Annotated in this window: 17 protein-coding genes and 1 pseudogene; 8 read left to right on the top strand and 10 right to left on the bottom strand. The window is 72.5% G+C overall.

Annotation, left to right across the window (positions count from 1 at the left end; translation table 11 throughout):
* The first annotated feature begins 67 nt into the window (after positions 1–67).
* Complete coding sequence (locus N553_RS0109080; RefSeq protein ID WP_028046251.1) at positions 68–829, top strand: type 1 glutamine amidotransferase; 762 nt, start codon at positions 68–70, stop codon at positions 827–829.
* Between the two features lie 116 nt (positions 830–945).
* On the opposite strand, the gene N553_RS0109085 is transcribed toward N553_RS0109080, so the two are convergent.
* The 3 genes from N553_RS0109085 to N553_RS21980 all read right to left on the bottom strand — a co-directional run bounded on the left by N553_RS0109085 (position 946) and on the right by N553_RS21980 (position 6,509).
* Positions 946–2,136, bottom strand: coding sequence for an LPXTG cell wall anchor domain-containing protein (locus N553_RS0109085; protein ID WP_028046252.1), 1,191 nt, complete (start codon positions 2,134–2,136; stop codon positions 946–948).
* Positions 2,137–2,268: 132 nt separating this feature from the next.
* On the bottom strand, positions 2,269–3,915 hold the full coding sequence (locus tag N553_RS0109090; RefSeq protein WP_028046253.1) for a DNA repair helicase XPB: 1,647 nt from the start codon (positions 3,913–3,915) through the stop codon (positions 2,269–2,271).
* On the bottom strand, positions 3,912–6,509 hold the full coding sequence (locus tag N553_RS21980) for a helicase-associated domain-containing protein (RefSeq protein WP_051639941.1): 2,598 nt from the start codon (positions 6,507–6,509) through the stop codon (positions 3,912–3,914). The genes N553_RS0109090 and N553_RS21980 overlap by 4 nt, the downstream gene beginning before the upstream one ends.
* A gap of 126 nt (positions 6,510–6,635) precedes the next feature.
* Here N553_RS21980 and N553_RS0109100 point away from each other — a divergent pair, with 126 nt between their 5' ends.
* Both N553_RS0109100 and N553_RS24240 read left to right on the top strand, forming a co-directional pair.
* Complete coding sequence (locus N553_RS0109100; RefSeq protein WP_156043752.1) at positions 6,636–7,454, top strand: hypothetical protein; 819 nt, start codon at positions 6,636–6,638, stop codon at positions 7,452–7,454.
* Positions 7,445–8,494, top strand: a complete 1,050-nt coding sequence (locus N553_RS24240) for a J domain-containing protein (protein WP_051639943.1) — start codon at positions 7,445–7,447, stop codon at positions 8,492–8,494. The genes N553_RS0109100 and N553_RS24240 overlap by 10 nt, the downstream gene beginning before the upstream one ends.
* Before the next feature lie 27 nt (positions 8,495–8,521).
* On the opposite strand, the gene N553_RS0109110 is transcribed toward N553_RS24240, so the two are convergent.
* Positions 8,522–8,887 carry a TraR/DksA C4-type zinc finger protein gene (locus N553_RS0109110; RefSeq protein WP_051639945.1) on the bottom strand — a complete coding sequence of 122 codons (366 nt, stop codon included), beginning with the start codon at positions 8,885–8,887 and terminating at the stop codon, positions 8,522–8,524.
* Between the two features lie 144 nt (positions 8,888–9,031).
* Between N553_RS0109110 and N553_RS0109115 the strand changes: the two genes are divergently transcribed.
* From N553_RS0109115 to N553_RS0109125, 3 genes are read left to right on the top strand one after another with little or no spacing between them, the layout of a single operon-like run.
* Complete coding sequence (locus N553_RS0109115) at positions 9,032–9,415, top strand: cold-shock protein (RefSeq protein ID WP_028046256.1); 384 nt, start codon at positions 9,032–9,034, stop codon at positions 9,413–9,415.
* Positions 9,416–9,417: 2 nt separating this feature from the next.
* Complete coding sequence (locus tag N553_RS21990; RefSeq protein ID WP_081844436.1) at positions 9,418–10,563, top strand: DUF3027 domain-containing protein; 1,146 nt, start codon at positions 9,418–9,420, stop codon at positions 10,561–10,563.
* Positions 10,560–13,763 (top strand): sacsin N-terminal ATP-binding-like domain-containing protein, encoded by a 3,204-nt coding sequence (locus tag N553_RS0109125; protein WP_028046257.1) that lies wholly within the window; start codon positions 10,560–10,562, stop codon positions 13,761–13,763. Before N553_RS21990 ends, N553_RS0109125 begins: the two co-directional genes overlap by 4 nt.
* Before the next feature lie 5 nt (positions 13,764–13,768).
* Here N553_RS0109125 and N553_RS21995 read toward each other — a convergent pair whose 3' ends face one another.
* The 6 genes from N553_RS21995 to flgN form a co-directional block, all read right to left on the bottom strand.
* Positions 13,769–14,035, bottom strand: coding sequence for a DUF2530 domain-containing protein (locus N553_RS21995; RefSeq protein WP_231505202.1), 267 nt, complete (start codon positions 14,033–14,035; stop codon positions 13,769–13,771).
* A 77-nt stretch (positions 14,036–14,112) separates the two neighbouring features.
* Positions 14,113–15,324 carry an EAL and HDOD domain-containing protein gene (locus tag N553_RS0109135; RefSeq protein WP_156043754.1) on the bottom strand — a complete coding sequence of 404 codons (1,212 nt, stop codon included), beginning with the start codon at positions 15,322–15,324 and terminating at the stop codon, positions 14,113–14,115.
* A 94-nt stretch (positions 15,325–15,418) separates the two neighbouring features.
* Entirely contained in the window at positions 15,419–15,874 is a 456-nt protein-coding gene (locus tag N553_RS0109140; protein ID WP_051639947.1) for a flagellar assembly protein FliW, read from the bottom strand.
* A complete protein-coding gene (gene flgL / locus N553_RS0109145; RefSeq protein ID WP_231505203.1) occupies positions 15,871–16,764 on the bottom strand; it encodes a flagellar hook-associated protein FlgL in 894 nt (297 codons plus the stop codon). The genes N553_RS0109140 and flgL overlap by 4 nt, the downstream gene beginning before the upstream one ends.
* Before the next feature lie 17 nt (positions 16,765–16,781).
* Positions 16,782–18,242: a flagellar hook-associated protein FlgK gene (gene flgK, locus N553_RS0109150; protein WP_028046261.1), complete on the bottom strand. Its 1,461-nt coding sequence runs from the start codon at positions 18,240–18,242 to the stop codon at positions 16,782–16,784.
* A 16-nt stretch (positions 18,243–18,258) separates the two neighbouring features.
* Complete coding sequence (flgN, locus tag N553_RS0109155) at positions 18,259–18,738, bottom strand: flagellar export chaperone FlgN (RefSeq protein ID WP_028046262.1); 480 nt, start codon at positions 18,736–18,738, stop codon at positions 18,259–18,261.
* Between the two features lie 386 nt (positions 18,739–19,124).
* On the opposite strand from flgN, the gene N553_RS22000 reads away from it, so the two are divergent.
* A complete protein-coding gene (locus N553_RS22000; RefSeq protein WP_081844437.1) occupies positions 19,125–20,027 on the top strand; it encodes a sigma-70 family RNA polymerase sigma factor in 903 nt (300 codons plus the stop codon).
* Between the two features lie 166 nt (positions 20,028–20,193).
* Positions 20,194–20,617: pseudogene (locus tag N553_RS0109165) on the top strand (flagellin); the annotation flags it as partial.

The raw sequence follows: 20,617 nt of genomic DNA on the forward strand, positions 1-20,617 counted from the left end.
CACGGAGCGGGCGCGAGGCCCGTGATCGCCTTGCAGAGGGGCGTGGCGCGGGGGGTACCGTCTTCGCGTGACATCCCCCTCCCTCGGCGCCCCCCGCCCGGTCATCACCGTCATCCAGAGCTCTCCCGACGTTCAGCTCGACCGTTTCGCCGACTGGCTCGGCGACGTCGAGGTGCGCGTGGTCGCGGCATTCTCCGGCGAGCCCGTTCCGCTGGCCGAGGAGGCCGGTGACGGGCTCATCGTCCTCGGCGGCCGCATGTCGGCGCACGACGACACGATCGCGCCCTGGCTGCCCGAGGTGCGCGCGCTGCTCTCCGACGCGAGCACCCGCGGCGTCCCCACGCTCGGGATCTGCCTGGGCGCCCAGCTCCTGGCCGTCGCCCGCGGAGGACGCGTCCAGGTCGCCGCCCCTCCCGGACGCGAGGCTGGGCTCGCCGACGTGCGCTGGCGGCCCGAGGCGGTCGGTGACGTGGTCGTCGGAGCCGTCGCCGCCCTCGCAGACGATCGGCACCGCACACCGCAGCCCAGCATGCACGCGGACGCCGTGGTCGACCTGCCGCGTGGCGCCGTGTGGCTGGCGTCCTCGCAGATGTACCCGTACCAGGCGTTCCGGGTCGGGTCCGCGTGGGGTGTGCAGTTCCACCCCGAGGCGTCCTCCGAGACGCTGCGCACCTGGGCGGACACCCACGACGACGTCGACACCGAGGCCGTGGTCGCTGCGTACGACGCACGCGTCGACGAGGTGACGGTCGTCGGTCGTGCGCTCGCCGAGTCGTTCGCCGCACATGTCACGGCCGTCGCGCAGGAGCCGGAGCGCGTCACCGCCTGACCGGGACCGGCTCGCTTACGAGCCGGCGACACAACGCGAACGGCCGCCTCCAGAAAAGGAGGCGGCCGTTGCTGCGTGTCCCGCTGCACCCCAGGGTGCAGCGGGACATGACGTCATCAGGCGTTCGGGCGAGCGTTCCCCAGGACCCGACGGCGGACGAGCACGAGTGACGCGCCCGCCAGCACGAGCGTCGTGGCGACGGCGGCGAGCGATCGACCGTTCGATCCGGTGACGGGCAGCGTGCTGCTGGCGGTGGGCGTCGCGGCCGCGAGCGTGACCGCGATCTGCGACTGCGTCCCGCTCGTTGCTCCGATCGTGACCACGTGGTGCTCACCGGCAGGTACGTCCGCGGGGAGCGTCACCGTCAGGCGGGCGACACCCTGGACGTCGGCGACTGCGGTGCCGAGCAGGATCGGGTCCGAGTGCAGGTAGAACGACACGGTCTCACCGGGCAGGTTGCCGCTGGAGACCAGCGTCGTGGTCGCACCCGGGCTCAGTGCCTTCCCGCTGCTGGTAACGCTGGCGGTCGGCGCGGAGGTGGAAGGTGCTTCGCCCGCAACGACGAGCGTGATGGTGTTCTCGGTCGCCTCGACGCCGTCGGAAGCCGGCGTCGACACAGTCAGGACGTGGGTCCCGGGTGCGAGAACGGGAAGCGTCACGGTGACGAACTCGTAGTCGCCGATGGACTCCGCGGTGGCGAGGACCGTCGAGCCCTCACGGACCGTCAGCGGCGCGACCGGCCAGAGCGGGCCGGGGAACGAGACCTGGAACGAGGCCTGTGCGCCGGCGGCCGCGGTCAGCTCGGTCGGGACCACGATCTGCGGAGTCCCCGTCAGTCCGGGCGACACGATCGGGGGGAGACCGGTCTCTCCGCCCCGGGGCTCCACGACGTACTGGGGGAGCGGCGTTCGCGTGCTGATGCTCGGATAGGTCGAGTCGCCCGAGTACGACGCGAACATCGTGTAGGTACCCGCCTCGAGCGTCTTGGTGACCGAGGCGTTCCCGTCGGCGTCCAACGCGACGTCCTCGAGCCATGTCTCGTTCGTGTCGGCGTTCACCAGCCGCACGGTTCCGGTCACCGGTCCGGCCTGCCCGGAGACGTGGACGGTGATCTTGAGCGGCTCGCCGGCGAACGAGAACTCCGGGAACTGCACCTCCAGGCCGACCGCGACCAGAACCGGCGTGCGGACCTGCGAGCCGACCGCCGCCGGCGCCTCGGCGGCTGCGCTGGTGGCGAGGAACATCCCTGTGCCCAGCAGAAGGGCAAGGGCGGCGGCCGCGCGACCCGTCGAGGCGAGGCGTGTCATGAGAACTCCTATGTGTCATGGATCCGATTGCTCGGGCGCACGATCCAGGGTTCTCCCAGGGACTTCAAGGACGACTCGACGGGTTCCGCCTCGGGAGTCGGCAATGTCCGCAAGGTCGCTACGTGACCTGTGTCACTGCTCGATGACGAGGTCCTCCGCGTCGACGATCGAGTACGCGTAGCCCTGCTCCGCCAGGAAGCGCTGGCGGTGTGCCGCGAAGTCCTGGTCGACCGTGTCGCGCGCGACCACCGTGTAGAAGTGTGCCGTCCGGCCGTCGGCCTTGGGCCGCATGATCCGACCGAGCCGCTGCGCTTCCTCCTGGCGGGAGCCGAAGGAGCCGGACACCTGGATGGCGACGGCCGCCTCCGGCAGGTCGATCGAGAAGTTGGCGACCTTGCTCACGACGAGCTTGGTGATCTCGCCCGACCGGAACGCGTCGAACAGCCGCTGCCGCTCGCTCACGCGGGTCTCGCCCGTGATCAGGTCCGCGCCGATGTGCTCCGCGAGGGTGTGCAGCTGATCCAGGTACTGGCCGATGACCAGGGTCGGCTCGCCCTCGTGCTTGGCGACGAGCTGCTCGACGACGCGGTTCTTGCCCTTCGCGGTCGCGGCGAGGCGGTACTTCTCCTCGGGCTCCGCGGTCGCGTAGGCCATGCGGTCGGCGTCGGGAAGCGTCAGACGCACCTCCACGCAGTCGGCCGGGGCGATGTAGCCCTGGGCCTCGATGTCCTTCCAGGGCGCGTCGAACCGCTTGGGGCCGATGAGGCTGAACACCTCGTCCTCGCGGCCGTCCTCACGCACGAGCGTTGCGGTCAGGCCGAGGCGCCGGCGCGCCTGCAGGTCCGCCGTCATGCGGAAGATCGGCGCCGGGAGCAGGTGGACCTCGTCGTAGACCACGAGGCCCCAGTCGCGGGCGTCGAGGAGCTCGAGGTGCGTGTAGACGCCCTTCCGCTTCGTCGTGAGGACCTGGTAGGTGGCGATGGTGACCGGGCGGATCTCCTTGCGGGCTCCGGAGTACTCGCCGATCTCGTCCTCGGTCAGCGATGTCCGCTTGATCAGCTCGTCGCGCCACTGGCGCGCGCTGACGGTGTTGGTCACCAGGATCAGGGTCGTCGTCGACGAACGGGCCATGGCACCGGCGCCGACGAGGGTCTTGCCGGCGCCGCACGGCAGGACGACGACGCCCGAGCCGCCGTGGAAGAAGCCGTCGACCGCCTGCTTCTGGTACGGGCGCAGGTGCCAGCCGTCCTCGAGGAGGTCGATCTGGTGCGCCTCGCCGTCGACGTACCCCGCGAGGTCCTCGGCGGGCCAGCCCAGCTTGAGCAGCACCTGCTTGAGGTGACCGCGCTCGGACGGGTGGACGATGACGTCGGTCGCGTCGATGCGCGCACCGAGCAGCCCGGCGGTGCGCTTGGAACGGACCACCTCGACCAGCACGGCCGGGTCCAGCGCGTGCAGGATCAGGCCGTGCACCGGGTCCTGGACCAGCTGGAGGCGGCCGTACCGGGACATCGTGTCGGCGACGTCGACGAGGAGTGCGTGCGGGACCGGGTAGCGCGAGTACTGGAGCAGCACGTCGACCACCTGCTCGGCATCGTGCCCAGCAGCGCGCGCGTTCCACAGGCCCAGCGGGGTCAGGCGGTAGGTGTGCACGTGCTCGGGCGCGCGCTCGAGCTCGGCGAACGGGGCGATCGCGCGACGGCACGCCTCGGCCTGGTCGTGGTCGACCTCCAGCAGGAGGGTCTTGTCGCTCTGCACGATCAGGGGACCGTCGGTCACGTGGACTCCTCGTGGTGGGTCGTTGTGGGCAGGGCGGCGGCTGGGACGTCTCGGGTCACCGAGGCGATGCGGTGCACCGCGACGGTCAGCTCGGACTCGCGTGCCGGGTCGATCGCACGAAGTCGGCCTCCTTCGACGAGCACCGGCCGCAGGAGTCGCCGGTCGGGGACGCCGCTGGATCCGACGAGCTCGACCCACACCGCAACCTTCTCGGCTGCCGCCTCACGCAGGAGCACCAACGCGTCGACGGGATCTGCTGTTCCCGTGGACCCGGGCGCGAGCGGTTCGGCGTCCGCGGCCGGAGGCTGCGACGCACCGTCCGCTCGCACGCCCTCGTGGGTCGAGCCCAGGTCGGATGGCGTGTCCTCCGCGGCGGCGCCGGCGTCCCCCAGGGCCGGTGCGGTCGGCGACCCGTGCGTGGACTGCCTGGACGCGGTCAGGAGGCTGCCCGGGAGTCGCTCGGACTCGTCGAGACGTCGCTCCTCCTCGGCGCGGCGCAGCGCAGGGACGAGGGCGAGCAACCGCTCGTCGCTCAGCTGCTCGCGCGGAGAAGCCGTTTCACGCCGGCGCGCAGCGACGGCGGCGCGACGGCCCACCCGTCGCGCGGACGCCGCGATGTGCAGCACCTGACCGTCCGGACCCTCGACCACGGGCGCGAGACCGTGGGCCCGCAACATGTCGACGAGCTCGCTCGCAGGCGCCTGCGAGGCCAGGACGGTCGGCGCGAGGCGCACCAGGCCCAGTGACGCCAACCGGCTGTCCTCGGTGAGACCGGCCAGCAGCGACGGGTCGTCGGCGCGCAGGTAGCTGGAGGCGGATCCCGCGCGCAGGCGGCCGTGCCTCCGGGCGGCGTCGCGCACCAGGTACTCCAGCGGCTGCGGCACGGGTCCACGCGAGTGCCCGGCGAGCTCGGCGAGGAGCCCGTCGGCGGTCGCCCCGGCATCGAGCGCCCGGCGCACCGACTCCGGCGTGAACCGCACCGTGAGCGCTCCACCGCGTGACTCGACGTGCGTGACCCGGTCCAGGAGGTCCTCGAGCGCCGCGCTCGGACGCCCCGGGACGACGCCCGTCAGATCGCCCTGCAGGAGGATCTCGTCGACCGCGCGGGGGAGGGCGGCCGCGAGGGCGTCCGCGGGGTCGGCGGTGTCGGACTTCCTGCTCACGGGTGGCGCCGACTCGGCCAGCAGCGCCCGGCCTGCGTCGGACAGCGCGCCGGCGCCGAGGATGCCCAGTCGTCCCGCCTCCGCCAGGACCGCCGCGACGGCAGCGACCGGTGGCACAGAGCGCGGGGTACGCCAGCGCAGGACCGCGAGCACGCCCGGCGCGTCGAGCGCGGTTCCGGGCTTCGTCTGGGCCAGCGCGTCGAGGACCGACCTGCGCAGCCGTGGAGCCCAGGCCCGTTGCAGCTCGGGGTCGAGGGCCGCGCGGACCCCGCCGCGGTCGTCGCGCCCGCCGACCAGCCACGGGGTGCGCAGCATCGTCGTCCACGTCCGCGCCAGGGCGGCCCAGCGGTCCGGGACGTCGCGCGACGACCACTCGTCCACCGCGACCGTGGGAGCGAACGACGCGGGCTCCTCACCGTCGTCGGCGATGAACCCGGCAGCACCGGCCAGCTCGATGACGAACGCGGCCTCCGCCTCGTCCACCTCGAGAAGCTGGGCGGCGCGACGCAGCTCGCGCACACCGAGGCCACCTCCGCGCAGCACCGCGGGCGGGGTCTGCTCCCACAGGCGGATGAGGCGCGCGACCAGCAGGGTCGCACGTTCACCCGCCGCTGCCGACTCCGCAGCCACCAGCCCCGGGGCACGGTGCGGTGCATCTGCCGGGATGGGCGGCGACGTCGCGGGCGCGGCGTGCGTGCGACCCCCGCGCAGCGTCAGGGCGACGGTCCTCGGCAGGACGACGTGCCTTGCGTCGCCGGGTGCCAGCAGGCGGCGACGGATGAGCCAGTCGACCGCGGCCGCGGCGGCGGTGTTGTTGGAGGGCGCAAGCCCGACCGGCGGACCCCACAGGAGCGCGTCGAGCACGGGCTTCGCGCCGGTCGGAGCCGCCTCCAGCAGCCCGGGGATCTCCTCGGGCGTCGGTTGGTCCATCGGAGCCACCGCGGCCCTGCGGTTCCCGGCGTCCGGGCCCGCAAGACCAGCGGGGTACGGCCCGAGGACCTCGGCGAGCCCTGGAGACGCGAGCAGCGCGGCGGTCGCTCCGTCCGGGCGGTCCGAAGCCGCGCCGCCCGTTGTCGCGTGCTCGCCGTCGGGGGCCTCGTCGTCCGGGTAGACCAGTGCGGCGACGATCGCGAGCCGGAGCGCGCGTTCGACGGCGGCCACCTCGGCCTCGTCCTTCGCTCCGACCGCCGCAGGAAGGTCGCTCGCGCGAACGGTCCCCCCGTCGCTCAGCGCGGTCACCGCCTCAAGGACCTGCAGGACGCTCGCGTCGGACCCTGCGAGTGCCCTTTCGAGGCTCGACCGACTCGTCGCGCGCACCGCCAGCGACGAGAGCGTGGCCGGGGAGGGCGACGCCAGGTCCGGCCGGCTGCGCAGCAGCGCGACGAGCTCGTCGTCGCTGCGATCACGCAGATAGCCGATGAAGGAGGACATCCGGTCAACGATACGTGGGTGCGCCATCCGACACGTCGGTTGAGCGCACGCAGCACGGCAGGTTGGGGAGCGCCCGGGACCTGGCGGCGGCGGCCGATGGCCGTCTAGGGTCCGGACGTACGAGCCGTGTCCGAGGGGGAGCCTTTGGTAGGCAAGGAGATCGTCACCCGGCATCACGACCTCGCGCTGGTCGAGGGCAGGTCCAGGAGCACGGCCACGCTCGGGTTCTCGGGTCGTGTCCTCACGTGGGCGGACCTTCCTGAGGAGTCGCGTCTCGCAGCACGCCATCGGGGTCCGGTGCTCGCGGAACAGGTCGGAGCGGATCCGGGCTTCGAGCAACGGGGCCACGTGCTCCTCCAGCTGATGCGAGGCTGGCGCGCACACAGGGACCGTCTGTGCGTCGTGGTGGCTCGTCGTCCGGTGCTCGTCGGCGCGGGCGGTCCACGCGCCGCCGGCCCCTGGGAGCACCACGCGGTTCATCGCTACGACGTGGACGGGGAGCCCCGACGGCGGGTGGGCAGGGTGCCACCCGGGCTCGCCGACGACGACCGACCGGGCGCCGTCCCCGGAGGTGGTCCCAGCACACCGGCGCACCGCCCCGAGCATGAGGGTGCTGCGCACGCCTGGACGCGTCTGCCCGCGCCGGTCCGGGAGGGTGCCGAACGTGCCGTCCCTGTCCCCGTGGACTGGCTCGGGCACCTGACCCAGGTGTCCACGGACGGGGTCGGCACCGGTCACAGCATCGTCGTCCTCCGGCGTGACGAGCGCCGTGCGCTCGTCATCCGAGCCACGCGGGAAAGGGCACCGACCCCCGGGTTCTCCGTTGACGACCAGAACGATGCGCTCGCGCGGACCGACTGGATGGTGGAGCAGCTCTCCTTCGACCTGGGTGCCGCGAACGTCCTGCCACCCCCGGGCCCTCGCGTACGTCTGCCGTGGCAGTGACCCACTACGAGCTCCTCGGGGTGGAGCCGGACGCGGACGTCGCGACGATCCGCTCCGCCTATCTGCGCCGTGCCCGTGAGACCCACCCCGATACCGGCGGGACCAGCGCGCTGTTCGCGCAGGTCTCGACCGCCTGGGCCGTCCTGTCCGACCCTGACGCTCGCGTCCTGTACGACGAAGGGCTTCGCCCTGGCTCCGCCGGGGCCGACTGGGGCGAGGACGTCGCACTCGGTGCGTCGATGCCCTCGGCGCCCAGGCCGGCACCGCAGGCCCCACGGGCCGAGCCTGCGCCTGGACCAGGGCTGGACCGCGAAACCGATCGCGACGTGCTCGATCCGTTCAGCTCACCGCCGCGTGTGCTGCCGTCTCTCGACGAGGAGCTGGCGCCCTTCCCGCGACCGGCGATGTCACCACCACGGGCCGGCAGGCTGGTGTACCTCGGGATCGCCGGAGTCGTGGGCGTGGCAGCGGCGACCGGTGCGACGTCCTCGCCCACCGGAGAGCCGTCGACGTGGAGTCACGTGGTCACGCTGTACGCCGTGGTGCTCTACGTGGCGGTCCGCGGCCGCAAGATGCTGGCGCTCGACGTGACGTCTCGACGCAGGACCGCTGCGGGGGTGCTCTGGGCGATCGTCGTGCTCTTCCCTGCGATCGCGTTCGTGGGCGTGAGCCAGGGTGAGGTGGCGCCCTGGTCGGCCGTGACCCAGCTGGTCGGCGGTGTGCTCGTCGGGGTGCTCGCCGAGCGTCACGTGCGACGGGATCGACGGTGGTCCGGGGCCGTCGCGGCGATACGCGACCGACGCGCGCTCGCGGTGCAGTGGAACCGGTTGCTCCGGTTGCGGGAGGAGGTCGGCGAGACGGCCCGCGTCGAGCGCAGAGTGCTCGAGGTGCACGGCGAGCCACGCGTTATGTGGGCACTCCTGGCGCCCACGCAGGGCCGGGTGCTGGCCAGCGCCCCCGAGGAGGCGCCCCTGGCGTGGGTGGCCACACTCCGTGCCCGGGTCCCAGCCCAGTCGCGTACCGCGAGCCGGCCCCGCTGAACGACAGGGGGCGCGCGCCGACCAAGGTCAGGGTGCGACGCAGTCCACGCACGTCGTCGCAGTCGGCCGGGCCTCGAGCCGCCCCTCAGGGATCGGCCGCTCGCACACCAGGCAGGTCCCGTAGGTCCCCGCATCGACCCGTCGCAACGCGGCGTCGATCGAGGCGATCCGTGACGCGGTCTCGCGGGCGAGCGCCTCGACCTGCGCGCGTTCGAAGGCGATGGTCGCGCCCTCGGGGTCGTGCTCGTCGTCGGCGTTGCTGTCCCGGGAGGCGTCGACGACGGAACGGTGCGTGCTCTCGAGCGCAGCCAGCGTCTCGACCGTCGAGGCGCGCAACGCCGTGAGGCGAGCCCGCGCGTGTGTCAGGTCTGAGGGTGGGTCGTCGCGAGGCATCGCCCCTCCCGTCGTCGTCGGGCCAGGTCCCAGCATCGAGCAGAGGAGCGGCGCCCGCCCGTCCGGTCCGCGAAGGGGAGTGCGGGAGGTGTCCAGCCCGGTAGCCTTGGTCGGTACGTCTCTTACTGAGGACAGGGGTTCACCGTGCCTACCGGCAAGGTCAAGTGGTTCGACACCGAGCGCGGCTTCGGGTTCATCGCCAGCGACGACGGCGGCGAGGTGTTCCTGCACGCCTCCGCGCTGCCCGAGGGTGTCACGGCACCGAAGCCCGGCGCCAAGGTCGACTTCGGCGTGGCAGACGGCCGCCGCGGTCCGCAGGCCCTCTCGGTGAAGCTCCTCGACCCGGTTCCGTCGGTTGCCAAGGCGGCGCGCAAGCCCGCCGACGACATGGCCGTCATCATCGAGGATCTCATCAAGGTGCTCGACAAGATCGGTAACGACCTGCGTCGGGGCCGCTACCCGGAGAAGGCCCGCGGCACCCAGTACGCGACCTTGCTGCGCGCCGTCGCCGACGACATCGAGGCCTGAGCATGGCCGCGGCGACGAAGGACGCAGTCCTGGGCTCGGCGGTCGACCTGGCCCGTGAGGTAGCGATCGAGCTCGCCGAGGACCCGGCCGACGTCGGTGAGTACCTGGGCATGGTCGTCGAGGGCGAGCGTCTGGTCACCCACCGCTTCGCCTCTGCCGCCCGCGGCTACCGCGGGTGGGAGTGGACCGTCACCGTCGCGCGCGTGCCCCGTGGGCGCACCGCGACCGTGTGCGAGGCCGAGCTCCTGCCCGGCCCCGACGCGGTCCTCGGGCAGACCTGGCTGCCGTGGTCGGAGCGGATCCGTCCCGGCGACATCGGCCCTGGTGACGTCCTGCCCTTCCGTGCCGACGACCCGCGGCTCGAGCCCGGCTGGACGCCGTCCGGCGACCCCGAGCTCGACTCCGTGGCGATCGACGAGCTCGCGCTGGCTCGTGTGCGGGTGCTCTCGCCCGTCGGTCGCGACGAGGCTGCCGAGCGCTGGTACCGCGGGCCGCACGGCCCGACGAGCGCGGGGGCCGTCGCCTCGGCCGCTGCCTGCTACAGCTGCGCGTTCCTCGTTCCGCTGCAGGGTTCGCTCGGGACGGTCTTCGGCGTCTGCGCCAACGAGTGGTCCCCCGACGACGGTGTGGTGGTCAGCCTGGACCACGGCTGCGGTGCCCACTCCGAGACCGATGTCGAGCCCGCGGCGACGGACTGGCCGGCGCCCGACCCGTTGATCGACGAGCTGAAGCTCGAGCTCGTCCCCGCGACGGTCCGCGCCGAGCCGGCGCCCGCACCGGTCGAGGAGGTCGTCGCCGAGTCGGTGGACGAGGTCGTCGGCGAGACGGCTGAGGCTGTAACCGAGACGGCTGAGGGCGTCGCCCAGACGGCCGACGAGGTCGTCGCAGAGCCGGCTGAGGCTGTTGCCGAAACGGCCGAGACGACCGATGAGGTCGTCGCCGAGCCGGCTGAGGGTGGTGCCGAAACGACCGAGACGGCCGATGAGGTCGTCGCCGAGCCGGCTGAGGGTGGTGCCGAAACGGCCGAGACGGCCGATGAGGTCGTCGCCGAGCCGGCTGACGGCGTCGCCGAGACCGCCGACGAGCCGGTGCACGAGCCTGTTGTCGGCTCCGACGAGACGGACGCCGCGACCTCACCCGAGTCGTGACCGTCGACGCCTTCGGCACGGCAGCCCTCCGAGCTGCCGTGCTGGGGGCCTGGCGGGCCTCTCCCGCACGGCTGCGCGAGGACGCCAACACCGAGGAGGACCACGCCCGCGGCTACTACCGCGACCGGGTCGTGGTCGAGCTCGCGCAGAACGCCGCCGACGCCGCGGTACGCGCCGGTACGTCCGGCAGGCTCCTGCTGCGGCTCGACCGCTCCGACGACGGCACCCTCGTCCTCGTCGCGGCCAACACCGGGCACCCGCTCGACGCCGACGGCGTGGCGTCGCTGTCCTCGATGCGCACGTCGTCCAAGCGCGGGGACGAGCGCGTGGTCGGCCGGTTCGGGGTCGGGTTCGCCGCGGTCCGGGCCGTCTCGGACGAGCTCTCGTTGCTGTCGACCACCGGAGGGGTGCGGTTCTCGGCGCGTGACACGGCCGGTCTGCTCGCGGAGGCGTCGCAGGGCTACGCCGGACTGGACGACGAGGTGAGGCGTCGCGACGGGTCGCTGCCTGCGCTGCGCCTGCCGTTCCCCACGGCCGGACGCCCACCTGCCGGCTACGACACCGCGGTCGTGCTGGAGCTGCGCGACGAGGTCGCCGCTGACGAGGTCCGGGGGCTGCTGCGCGACGTCGGTGACGCGCTCCTGCTGGCGCTGCCGGGGCTGGTCGAGATCCTGGTCGAGGACAACACCTCGGACGCACCGAACCGCCGGATCACGGACGTGGCCCACCGCTGGGTGGTGCTGTCCGCACAGGGTGAGCTCGGGCTGGACCTGCTGGCGGACCGACCGGTCGAGGAGCGCGGCGCCCGGACCTGGCGCGTGACGTGGGCGGTGCCCCGCGACCAGACGTCCTCGGACTGGGCGCGTGTGGTCCATGCCCCGACCCCGACCGACGAACCGTGCACGGTCCCCGCGCTGCTCGTCGCGACGCTGCCGCTCGACCCGACCCGGCGGCACGTGGCCGTCGGCCCGCTCACCGATGCCGTGCTCGACCACGCCGCCGACGCGTATGCCCGCCTCGCGCACGAGCGCGCTGCCGCGGGCGAACCCGGCGACGCCCTCGCCCTGGTGCCGATGGGTCTGGCGTCCGGCGCCCTCGACGGAGCGCTGCGTGCGCGGATCGTCGCGCGGCTGTCGCACACCCCGCTGGTCGTGCCCGCGGCAGCAGCGGCCGGCGGCGCACGTGACACGGACAGGGCCGCCCCCGTTCCCGTGCTGCTCGAGCCGCGGCGCGCCGTGATGCTCGAAGGTCGAGCCGGTCACGACGTGGCGGTCGTCGCGGCGCTCGGTCGTCGGATCGGGGGGCTCGTCGTCGTGCCCTCCGGCAAGGAGGCGCAGGCGCGCGCCCTGGGTGTCGAGGCGCGTGGTCTGGCAGACGTGGTCGAGGAGCTCCCCGCGGTGAGCGGTGGTGACTGGGTGGCCCTGTACGACGCCGTGGCGCCACTCGCGGACGACGCACGGGACCGGGAGGCCCTCGGCGCGCTGCCGGTCCCGCTCGCGGACGGTCGCGTGATGCGGGGTGCACGAGGCCTGGTGGTGCTGGACGCCGACCTGGCCGACGCGGTCGGCACGGACGCGCTCCGGGACCTCGGACGCTGGGGCCTGCGCGTCGTCGACCCGGCGGCCGCGCACCCGCTCCTGGCGCGTCTGGGTGCCGACGCGCCCGACGCCCGCGGGCTGCTGCAGCACCCCGCACTGCGGGCGGCCGTCCTCGAGCAGGCGGACGACGACGACCTCCAGCTGGCAGACGAGGTCACCGAGGCCGTCCTGGCCGTGGTGCGGGCGGTCGTCGGTGATGCCCATCCCCGGGACGCGGCCGGCGCGGTCGCCGACGCGGCAGCGTGGCTCGGGCTCCTCACGCTCCCGGCAGCGGACGGCGAGCCCACCCCTGCGCACGGGCTCGTCCTGCCGGGCGGGCCCGCGTCCGAGCTGCTCGACCCCAGGGTCCTCGCGCCGGTGACGCTGGAGGCGGTGGAGCGCTGGGGCACGACGACCTTGGTGGCCGCGGGCGTGCGCGACGACCTTGCGGTCATGCGTCTCACCGAGGTCGTCGCCGAGCCGGCGTCCGTGGACCCGGACGGGAGGGACGATGCGAGCCTCGCCGCCCAGTCGCTGGACGGCTGGCCCGACTACCTCGAGCACCTGTCCAGCACGCTCGGCGCAGGCGAGTACGTGGGCGACGCGGTCGCGGTGGCGGACCTCGACGCCGTCGACCCGGACCGTTGGGAAGGGCTCCTGGCGAGGCTCGCCGCCGAGCCCGGTCTGCGGCGGGCCCTGCTCGAACCCGTGCGCGGGGAGCGGGGGGCGAGCGCACCGTCGTACACCGCGTGGTGGCTGCGCGACCGTGGACCCGAGGAGCTGGGCGGGATCTTCGCGGTCGACGCCCCAGACGCCGGTCCCGAGGAGGATCCGTTCGGGTCAGGTGCCGGCGCCGTGCACCCGTCCGACCCAGCCGCGGCAGCCGGCCTGCGCGCCGTGCTCCCACCGGTCCCCGAGGTGCTGCGCGGGCTTGACGAGGCCGTGCAGATCGCTCTGGGGGGAGTCGCGGCTCTCGACGACCTCGGGCCCGCCGCGTGGGCACAGCTGCTGGATGCGCTCGGAGCGGCAGGGACCCCTGTCGAGCCTGCGACCGCGGTCGCGCTCTGGCGCGGCATCTCCGCGGCCGCCGACCGGCTCGGCGGGGCGGGTGGGCCGCTCGAGGACGGCCCCGAGCGGCTCCCGGCGATCGTCGCGCCCGGGCGGGTGGCCATGGTGCACGCCGACGACGCGGCCGTCGCGGAGGAGCCGATGTGGTGGCAGCGCACCGACCTGGCGGCGCTCGTGCCGGCGACACCGGCACGTGCGGACGCCGTGGCGCGGCTCCTGGACGTGCGGGCCGTCACGGAGCTCGCCACCGGGGACGTCGACCGGCCGCAGGAGGGTGTGGTCACCCCCGTGCCCGCCGAGGTGGCAGGAATCCTTCCCGGAGCGCCGACCACCTGGGTCGAGCACGACGAGCTCACCGTCGACGGCACGCCCGTGGACTGGTGGGTGACGGGGTCCGGTCCTGACGCCGTGGTCCGGACGGTGCACGTCGCAGGGCTCGCCGCCGGGCTCGCCCAGGCTGCCGGTCGATGGTGGGCGCGCAGCGCGGTCGAGTCTGTGCTGCTGGCGCCGGAGCGTGCGCCCGAGCTGACGCTGGACCGCGCGCTCGAGGACTGACCGCGTCAGGGCGCGGAAGGCCCGGGGGTCTCGGCGTCGACGGGCGGGTGCCTGCGTGCCCAGCGGGTGCCGAGCAGACCGAGCACGATCCCGACCCCGCAGACCCACGACGCGTACCAGTCGATCGACCCGACGGCCGCCAGCACGACGACCACGACGAGCGCGACCGCCCACCCGAGCGTGCCGACGCGCATGACCCGGCCGAAGTTGACGGGGACGGGAGGCGGTGGGGTACGTCGAGGGTTCAGCATCGACGAGCGGGACGACGGCACGGCACGAGGGTAGCCCGGCGCGGATCGGCGTCAGGACACGGAGCCTCGCCCGGCCCGGACGTCGGGTGTGGGGCTGCTCAGCGCGTCGCGACCGACATCGACGTCGCAGCGGCAAGGGCCTCGGGCACGGCGGCGAGGTAGGCGTGGGCGACGTCCCAGGGCTCGAGGCCCGTGGCGGCGACGCCCTCGATGTCGTTCTCCTCGTGCGCCATCACGGCCGCGAGCACGGCACCGTACGGCCCGGTCTGGTCGCGCAGGGCGCTGCCGATGTCCTCGGAGACCCCGGACCGGCTGACGAGCGTCTCCGCCGAGACGTTCTGCTGCTGGGCGACGGCGGAGAGCAGACCGACGGTGTACGCGGAGGCAGAGCCGGACAGGTTCATGCAGGCGATGGCGCGCGCGAGGATCGACCACAGGGTGCCGACCGTCGCGGGCCGGGCGTTGATGAGCGACGCCATGGCGAGGGTGATCAGCTGGCGCGGGCCCAGGAGCACGATCGCCTGCTGGACCGAGTCGATCTGGCGGCGGACGCCCATCGCCGACGAGTTCACCAGGTGCAGGACGCGCATGGTGAGCTCGGGGTCGGACGCGATGGTGCGCACGACGGCGTCGGGGTCCGGCTGATCCGCGGAGAGGATGGTGACGAGGTTGAGGCACTGCGCCTCGCCGACGGTGAAGTCACGCGGCGGAGCGGTCTGGCGGCGCTCGAACATCGGGCCCTGCAGCAGGTCGACACCGAGCTCGAGTGCGCGGGCGACGGTCTCGGACGTGTCGGCGCGCTCCCCGATGACGCTGGCGCCGGCCGCGTGCGCGCGGTGCACGAGCTCCGCGACGTCCAGGCTGCGGGAGAGGTCGATCTTGACGAGGTCGATCAACGGCAGGAGGACGTCCTGGCTGGGGGTGCCGGTGTAGTCACCGATGGCCAGGCCGACGTTCTGCGCCCGCAGTGCCTCGAGCCGGCCGGCGAGGTCGCCGTACGACGTCAGCCACAGGGGCAGCTCGATGATGACGCCACCCGGCACGGCCGGCAGAGGTATCGACCCGAGCAGCAGCCCGCTGGTCGCGCGCACCATGAGCGGGAACTCGCCGGCGACCGTCTTCGGGTCGAGCGTCGCGTAACCGGCGTCGAGGGCACCCTCGAGCAGCTGGAAGTCGGGGAGACCGTCCGCGCCGGGAACCTCACCGCGCACGGCGTAGCCGAAGACGGACCGGTCGGGGTTGACGATCGGCTGCCGGTGCATCGTGGCGCGCTGCAGCCTGTGATCTGTCTGGAACTCGTTACCAAGCACTGTGTCTCCCGTTGCCCTTGCGTCTTCTCAGTACATCGGCCACGCAGGCCCGAACGTGAGGGTTGGCGACAAGTGACGTGTGTGAGATCGCCCGTCAGCCGACGGGTGCGCGCACGGGCCAGTCGCCGTCGAGCACGACCTGAGCCGCGGCGCCGGTCCGGATGTCGACGACGATCGGTGCGAGCAGGTTGGCCGTCGGGCTGTCCTGCTCGGTACGACCCGGGTGGACCACCACGAGCGCCACGGTCGACTCCGTGACGGCGTCCCACGCGAGCTCGTCGGCGTCGATGGTCGGCGAGTAGTCAGGAAAGTGAACCGCCGGGCTGACGACGAACAGCCGGATCGGCGTGTCCTTCTCGTCGGTCGGGATGCTGCGCAGCGCGAAGAGCGCGCCGCTGGCGTCCAGGGGCTCGAGTGCGTAGCGCAGGTGACCCGGCAGGCCGGGCAGGGGCGCGACGAGCTCCAGCAGCGCGGGCACGTCGACGTCGTCGCCGGGTCCGGGGCCGGCGACGACGCGAACGGTGGTGCCAGATCCAGAAATGGTGCTCATCGAAGGAAGTCTGACAGGGAAGGCTGGATCACCTTGGCTGCCGCACCGAGAGCGCCCTGGTAGGCGACCTGCTGCATCTGCAGCTCCATGATGGTCTTCGCGATGTCGATGTCCTCGACGCCCGAGATGAGTGACTTCACGTCCAGGTCCTTGCTCGCGAGCGTCGACGTCGCCCCGAGCACCTGGTTGTGGCGCGCTCCGACCGAGGAGACCTCGGTGAGGATCGCGTCCATGCGGGTGTCGATCGCCTTCAGGTGGGTCGTGGGGTTGCCCCCTGCACGCAGCGTGGCGGACACCTGGTCGAGCAGGGCGAACACCGAACCGGGGCCGTCACCGAAGACGGCGGCTCCGTCCGAGTCGACGCGCACGGTGGCCGTCTCGCCGATCCGCCGCTCGACCGGCATGGCCGTGGGGCTGCCGGTGAACGTGTAGGACGGCGGGCTGGTGGTCTTGTCGCTGGCGAAGGCGACGCCCGCGTTGGACGTCCCGGCGAAGACCGAGCGACCGACGTAGGTGGTGTTCGCCTGCTGGAGCATCGCGTCGCGAAGGCCGTCGATCTCGGTGGCGAGGGCGTCGCGTGCCACCTGGTTGAGGGCGCCGTTCCCGCCCTGGACGGTGAGGTCCCGGACGCGCCGCAGCTGCTCGAGGGAGCCCTGCATCGCCGTGTCGATCGTCGAGAGCCACGAGGCGCCGTCGGCCGCGTTGCGGCCCTGCTGCGCGATCGTGCGCTGCTCGCCGCGCAGGCGGAGCAGGTCCGAGGCAGCCGCCGGGTCGTCTGACGGTGCGTTGATCTTCTTGCCGCTGGACATCTGCCCCTGAAGGGCTGCCATCGCCGACAGGTTGCCCTGAAGGTTGGACAACGTCTGGCGCTGGACCGTCTGCTGAGTCACGCGAGGAATCATGATCTCTACCTCCCGACCATTCCGGTGCGGTTGATGAGGGTGTCGAGCATCGCGTCGATGGCCGTGAGCACGCGTGCGGCACCTTCGTACGCGCGCTGGTAGGCCAACATGTTGACGGTCTCTTCGTCGACGTCGACGCTGGCCTGGGAGAGCTGGCCAGCCTCGGCGGTCGACCGGGACGACTCTGCCACTGCGGCGCGGGATGCGGCAGAGGCGGTGCGAGATCCGATCTCGACGACGGACTTGTTCCACTGGGCGTTGGGGCCGGACGTGGCGTTGGCCAGGTCGGCGAGCCGCGAACCGATCGAGCCGTCCAGCGCACCGCCGCCCGCTGCTGCCACCGCGATGTCGGCGGGGTCGGTGATCGCGACCTTGATGCCGAGAGCGGCGGGCCGACCGGCGGTGAACGTGAAGAAGTCGCCCCCGGGGCTGCCGACCGTGGCGGGCGGAGTGGGAAGGGTCTGGGCCGAGCTGTGCAGCGCGTTGACCTGGGAGGCCAACGTGGTGGCGAGCTCGTCGTACCGGGCAGCCGCCTCCGTGAGGATGCCGCCGGTGCCGGTCGAGTCAGGAGCAGCGAGCACCGAGAGCAGGCCGGCGACGCGGCCGCCGTCCAGCGCGGCAGAGCGCTCGGGGTGCTCTGCCCAGACGACCTTGACGCCGGTGCCCGGCGTCGTTGCGTCACCGGTCGCCTCGCTGAACACCTTGGCGCCCGCGACGGCGAGGCCGTGCGTGCGGGTGCCGGAGACGAGGGCGTTCCCGCCGACGAGCACGTCCATCTGGCCGTTGGGCTGCACGACGACCGACGCACCGACGGTGGCGGACAGCTGCGTGACCAGCAGGTCCCGCTGGTCCATGAGCTCGGCGGCCGTGCCGCCGCTGTTCGTGATCTCCAGGATGCGGCCGTTGAGGTCGGCGACGCTCGCGGCGGTCGTGTTGACCTGGTCCACGAGCGAGACGGTGGTGTTCCGCGCCTGGTCCCACTGCGTGCTGGCCGCTGAGTACAGGGTCGCGATGCGGTCGGTGACCGCGCCCGCCTGGTTGAGCAGGACCGCGCGTGCCGAGTTCTTGTCGGGCGAGTTCGCGACGTCCGCGAACGCTCCCCACATGGTGGAGAGCTGGTTGGCCAGGCCGTCCGCGCCGGGCTCGCCGATGCTGCCCTCGAGCGTCACGTAGGCGTCCGAGCGGGCCTTGAGGTAGGAGGCGCCCGACGTCTGCGTCCGCACGCGGGCGTCGAGGAAGGCGTCGCCCAGCCGGTCGATGCCGGTGACGCGGACGCCCTGGCCCGGGCCGTTGTTCGTCGAGAACATCGACGGGACGGTGGACGCAGGCTGGGAGGCCATGGTGGCGCGCTGGCGGGTGTAGCCGACCGTGTTGGCGTTGGCCACGTTCTGGCCGGCGACGTCGAGGCCCTGGCGCTGCGCGATCAGCGAGCTGAGGGCGGTGCCGAGTCCGGAGAAGGTGCTCACAGTTGTTTTCCTTACCTCAGAACGAGCGGTCGACCAGCTGGGCCGACGCTCGGGACGGGGCGGCGTGGCCGGATCCGTCGTAGGTGTGGACGTCCTGGAGGGACATCAGGGTCTCCTGGGTGGCGCGGTGCGACATCGCGAGGAGCTCGCGGTTGCCGTCGGCCAGCTGGGAGATCTCCATGGTCAAGGTGGCGAACGCGTCGCGGTGCGCGCGGAGAAGCTCGTTCCACGGCTCGGGGGCGGCGTCGGCGAGCTCGGCGAGGCTTGCGCCCGGCGAGAGGTTGAGCGTGCGGGCGACCTCGTCGGCCTCCACGGCGCGCCCCAGGTCGGCGTCACGGATCTCCTCGAGCACGGCTTCCACCTCGCGGGTGGCATGGCCGAGCCATCGTGTGCGTCCGCTGGTGAGGATCATCTGCTCCTCCTCCAGCTTGAACAGCAGGAGCTCCAGCAGATTCCGCTCGCGCCACAGCACGTCGGACAGCTGCGTCAGTGACATGGTCCGGTTCCTTTCCGCCTCGGGTCCGGTCGGTCTCGAGGTGCGTCTCCAGCCACCTATCGGGCGAGTCTCTCGGATTCTGACGAATCTGGGCCGACGACTTGCGTCATGAACATCCGATTTGAGGTGACACGGGCTGTAACGCGTCTCAGCAAGCGCTTGCCCGCAGGCTGCATGCTGGCAATCGCGCGGAAGTCCGACTTCTCCGGTTGGTGTCTAGTGATCTGCATCACACCCTCTCGGGCGAGGTGCTAGCACCTACCCCCGAAGTTCCGCGTGATCATCGGCCAAACCCGGGATTGCGCCTTCCCGAGCCGCGATCGGGTATTGATGCGAGTTTCGAACTAAACCTCAAGCCCGGCGCCAGACCTACCGAGCGACTATGTGTGACCACGCAGACTCCCTCCACCGATGACCTTGTCCTCGCCAACATGCCCCTCGTCGGGTACGCAGTGAGTGAGCTCCTTCACCGGGTGCCGCCGTCTGTCTCCCGCGACGAGCTGATCTCCGCCGGGAGCCTCGCTCTCGTGCTCGCGGCTCGCGCCTACGACCCCACCACAGGGGTGCCGTTCGCGCGGTACGCATCGCTGCGGATCCGCGGCGCGCTCGTCGACGAGCTGCGCTCCATGGACTGGGCGACGCGCGGTGCGCGCCAGAAGGTCCGCGAGCTCGCCCAGACGTCGGAGCGGCTCACCGCCACCCTGCGTCGTGCGCCGAGCCGCGAAGAGCTCGCCGGTGCCCTGGGCACCGACGTGGCCGCGGTCGACAAGGCGAGCCAGGACGCCGCACGCCGGGTCCTGTCGATGGACTCCAGCGACGTGCCCGTCGCCGAGCTCGTCCGCGACGGCGCCCCGAACCCGGAGGAGGCATTGCTCTCGAGCGAGCGTCTTCGCTGGCTCCGCGCCGCCGTGCACACCCTCCCCGAGAAGCTCCGCGTGGTCGTCGAAGGCATCTTCCTCGAGGACCGTTCCGTCGCCGAGCTGGCCGACGAGCTGGGAGTCACCCAGTCCCGTATCAGCCAGCTGCGCACCGAGGCACTCTCACTTCTGAAGGACGGGCTCAACGCCGGCCTGGACCCCGACATGCTCCCCGAGGCCGAGCGCCCCGACGGGGTGGCCGAGCGTCGTCGCCAGAAGTACTTCGCGGCCGTCGCCGCACGCGCGGCGATGGCGCCCATGGCGCCCCGCGGCATCATCCCCTCCCCGCACACCGCCAACCGGGAAGAGGTCCTGCGCGAGGGCCTCGCAGCCGGCCAGCGGGCCGCAGGAGCGCACGCCTACAGTGCTTGACCGGCCCGTATCCGCGCGCTGACCTGCGCGCGGATACGCCGGAACCTGGATCGCGGAGCCGGAAAAAACTTCCTCTCCGAAATCCTTTGCAACTGGTCGGCCCTGCCGATCAGAGGGACATGCCCACGGATGGGCTGTCCGACCCCACTCAAGGAAGAAGATCATCATGGGTCTCTCGATCAACCAGAACATTGCGGCCGTCAACTCCTACCGCAACCTGTCCAACACGCAGAACGACCTGAGCAAGTCGCTGGAGAAGCTCTCGTCCGGCTTCCGCATCAACCGTGCGGCGGACGACGCGGCCGGTCTGGCGATCTCCGAGGGCCTGCGCTCGCAGGTCGGTGGCCTGAAGGTCGCCGCCCGCAACGCTCAGGACGGCATCTCGGTCGTGCAGACCGCTGAGGGCGCCCTGACCGAGGTCCACTCCATCCTGCAGCGTGTTCGTGACCTGTCCGTCCAGGCCGGTAACGACTCCAACAACGCCGCAGCGCGCTCCAACATCAAGACCGAGATCGACTCCCTCGGTGACGAGCTCACCCGCATCGGTGGCTCGACGAACTTCAACGGCACCAAGCTGCTCGACGGCTCCA

It is taken from the genome of Cellulomonas sp. URHE0023, from assembly GCF_000688475.1.
Classification (GTDB): domain Bacteria; phylum Actinomycetota; class Actinomycetes; order Actinomycetales; family Cellulomonadaceae; genus Cellulomonas.